This window comes from Hydrogenophaga sp. (genome assembly GCF_035481345.1).
Taxonomy (GTDB): domain Bacteria; phylum Pseudomonadota; class Gammaproteobacteria; order Burkholderiales; family Burkholderiaceae_C; genus Hydrogenophaga.
Map to the genome: position 1 here is coordinate 1 of NZ_DATIGV010000098.1, position 2936 is coordinate 2936.

Here is a 2936-nt window from a genome sequence, read left to right on the forward strand (position 1 = left end):
CCTGCTGCGGCAGGCGCGACCACAGCTCGGCCTCCACGGCCGGCGTGTCGGCGTCGCGGCGCCAGCTCACGCCCCAGGTGAGGGCAATGATGAGCAGGGCGTGCACACCCACGGCCTTGCCGAGCGCGCCGCCCCAGCGGCCTTGCGGCGGCGGGGCGAGGTCGAGGTGGTCGGCGGTGGATCGCATCGGCGTTGGTTGGGACACGGGTTCAGCGGGTGGTCTGCACCGACAGGCCCACGCGCTGCACGCCTGACTTCTGCAGTTCGTTCATGGTGCGGACCACGGCGTCGTATTGCACGGTCTTGTCGGCACTGATGATCACGGGCACGCCGGCCTGGTCGGCCTGGCCCGTGCCCTGCAGTTCGAGCACGCGGGCGGCCAGAAGGTTCAGCGGGACCAGCGCACCTTCGCCGCTGGCACTGCCTTCGCGCACGCGCAACTGCTCCGACTTGTCGATGGTGACCTGCACGAAGCGGTCGGGCTGGCGCTGGGCCTGGCCCACGGTGGGCAGGGCGATCTGGCTGGGCGTGATGAGCGGGGCCGTGACCATGAAGATGATCAGCAGCACCAGCATGACGTCGATGAACGGGACCATGTTGATCTCGTTCATCGTGCGGCGGCCCCGGCCGCGGGCGGCGAGCTTGGCCATGGTTCAGTGCCTCAGAAGGTGGACGCGGTGGCGGCCTGGGGATGGTGCGAACCGAGGTTGCGCTGCAGGATGTTGGAGAACTCTTCCATGAAGGTCTCCAGGCTGTTCGCCACGCGGTCGATGTCGTGGGCGAAGCGGTTGTAGCCCACCACCGCCGGGATGGCGGCGAACAGGCCGATGGCGGTGGCGACCAGTGCCTCGGCGATGCCGGGCGCCACCGTGGCCAGCGTGACCTGGGCCAGCGAGGCCAGGCCGGTGAAGGCGTGCATGATGCCCCAGACCGTGCCGAACAGACCGACGTAGGGGGCGACGGAGGCGACGGTGCCGAGGAAGGAGAGGTTGGACTCCATCATGTCGAGTTCGCGCTGGAAGCTGGCGCGCATGGCGCGGCGCGCGCCGTCGAGCAGGGCACCGCTGTCGGTGATGCGGCGCTCGCGCAGCTTGTTGAACTCGCGCATGCCGCTGGCGAAGATGCGTTCCATGGGGCCGGCGCTGCGCGCGTTCTGCGCGGCGGCGGCGTACAGCTCGTTCAGGTTGGCGCCCGACCAGAACTCACGCTCGAAGGCCTCGTTGCGCGAGCGCACGCGCTTGAGCGTGCCCATCTTGCGGAAGATGGCCGCCCAACTGATGAGCGACATCAGCACGAGCAGCAGCACGACGGCCTGGACCACCCAGGTCGCGTGGAGCATGAGCTGGACGATGGAGAGTTCTGGGGTCATGGTGCAGGGATCGGAACGGATGGAAAAGGTTTCGGTCTGTCACCGGGCACGGCTCAGGCCAGGCCCAGGGCCTGGCGCAGGGAAGGCGGCATGCGCCGGGGTGTCAGGGTACTGCCGTCCACCCAGCCAATGCGGATGGTGCCTTCGCACAGCAAATCCCCCGCCGGTGAGTCCCGGCGTGCCGACTGCGCGATTGTGAGCGAGGCGCGGCCCGCTTCCGTCACCTGGGCGGTAACCAGAAGCAAATCATCCAGGCGGGCGGGGCGCAGATAGCGCACGTCGGTGGCGCTGACCACGAACATGGCGCCCTCGGCCTCGCGCAGGCGCTGCTGCTCGATGCCGAGCGCGCGCAGCCACTCGGTGCGGGCGCGCTCGAAGAACTTGAGGTAGTTGGCGTAGAAGACGATGCCGCCGGCGTCGGTGTCTTCCCAGTAGACGCGCACGCGCCACTCGAACGGATGGGTGAGCGAGTCCCCGCTCACCAGGCCGCCTCCAGGCGCGCCACGGCTTCCTGCAGTTGCTCCATCGAGTTGGCGGTGGAGAAGCGCAGGTAGCGCCCGGGCTCGGCCTGGGCGAAGTCGCGCCCAGGCGTGGCGGCGAGCTGGTAGCGGCGCATGAGTTCGAAGGCCAGGGGCCAGCTGCCGCCGGCCTCGGGGTCGCTCGCCTCGGGCGGGATGCCCCAGCGCTGGCACAGGGCGCGCACGTCGGCCCAGGCGTAGAAGGCGCCGTCGGGCATGACGGGCACGGTGAGGCCCAGGCGGTTGAGTTGCGGGATGAAGTAGTCGCGCCGGGCTTTGAAGGCGGCGCGGCGGCGCTCGTACTCGGCCAGGCTGTCGGGCTCGAAGCAGGCCAGTGCGGCGTGCTGCGAGATGGCGCTGGGACAGATGAAGAGGTTCTGCGCCAGGCGTTCGACCGCGGGCACCAGGGCCGGTGGCAGCACCAGCCAGCCCAGTCGCCAACCCGTCATGTTGAAGTACTTGCTGAAGCTGTTGACGCTGATGACCGTGTCGCCCAGGCCCTCGGGCAGGGTGAGCGCGGTCTGGCCGAAGGCGGCGTCGTGGCTCAGGCCGAGGTAGATCTCGTCGATGAGGGTGATGCCGTCGCGCTCACGCACGGTGGCGGCGATGCGCTGCAGCTCGTCGCGCGCGATGGAGGTGCCCGTGGGGTTGGACGGCGAGGCCAGCAGCACGCCGCGCGTGCGTTCGCCCCAGTGCGCGCGCACCTGCTCGGCGCTGAGCTGGAAGCGTTGCTCGGGGCCGCAGGGGACCATGCGCGCCGTGCCCTCGGCCGCCTGCACGAACTGGCGGTTGCAGGGGTAGCTCGGGTCGGGCATGAGGATTTCATCGCCCGCGTCGATGAGGGCCAGGCAGGCCAGTTGCAGCGCGGCCGAGGCGCCGGCCGTGACGACGATGCGCGACGGATCGACCGTGGCGCCGAAGTGCGTGCCGTACCAGCCGGCGATGGCCTCGCGCAGCGCGGGCAGGCCCAGGGCCTGCGTGTACTGGCTGCGGCCGTCTCGGATGGCCCGCTCGGCGGCCTGCTGCACCAGCGGCGGGGCGGTGAAGTC

The 2936-nt window shown here is 70.2% G+C and carries 4 protein-coding genes and 1 pseudogene; all 5 read right to left on the reverse strand.

Features of this window, described 5'->3' with window-relative positions:
* Positions 1–187: pseudogene (locus tag VLG41_RS10720) on the reverse strand (protein TolA); the annotation flags it as partial.
* Positions 188–209: 22 nt separating this feature from the next.
* On the reverse strand, positions 210–650 hold the full coding sequence (locus tag VLG41_RS10725; protein ID WP_325349386.1) for a biopolymer transporter ExbD: 441 nt from the start codon (positions 648–650) through the stop codon (positions 210–212).
* 11 nt (positions 651–661) lie between these two features.
* Entirely contained in the window at positions 662–1369 is a 708-nt protein-coding gene (tolQ, locus tag VLG41_RS10730) for a protein TolQ (RefSeq protein ID WP_325349387.1), read from the reverse strand.
* Between the two features lie 53 nt (positions 1370–1422).
* On the reverse strand, positions 1423–1851 hold the full coding sequence (gene ybgC, locus VLG41_RS10735) for a tol-pal system-associated acyl-CoA thioesterase (protein WP_325349388.1): 429 nt from the start codon (positions 1849–1851) through the stop codon (positions 1423–1425).
* Positions 1848–2936, reverse strand: a 1089-nt coding sequence (locus VLG41_RS10740; protein ID WP_325349389.1) for a pyridoxal phosphate-dependent aminotransferase, incomplete at its 5' end; no start/stop codon positions are given. The genes VLG41_RS10740 and ybgC, both read right to left, overlap by 4 nt.

What these genes read in the sequence shown, in the direction of transcription:
- VLG41_RS10725 (WP_325349386.1), bottom strand. Translation starts at nt 650, where the DNA reads ATGGCCAAGCTCGCCGCCCGCGGCCGGGGCCGCCGCACGATGAACGAG.
- tolQ (WP_325349387.1), bottom strand. Translation starts at nt 1,369, where the DNA reads ATGACCCCAGAACTCTCCATCGTCCAGCTCATGCTCCACGCGACCTGG.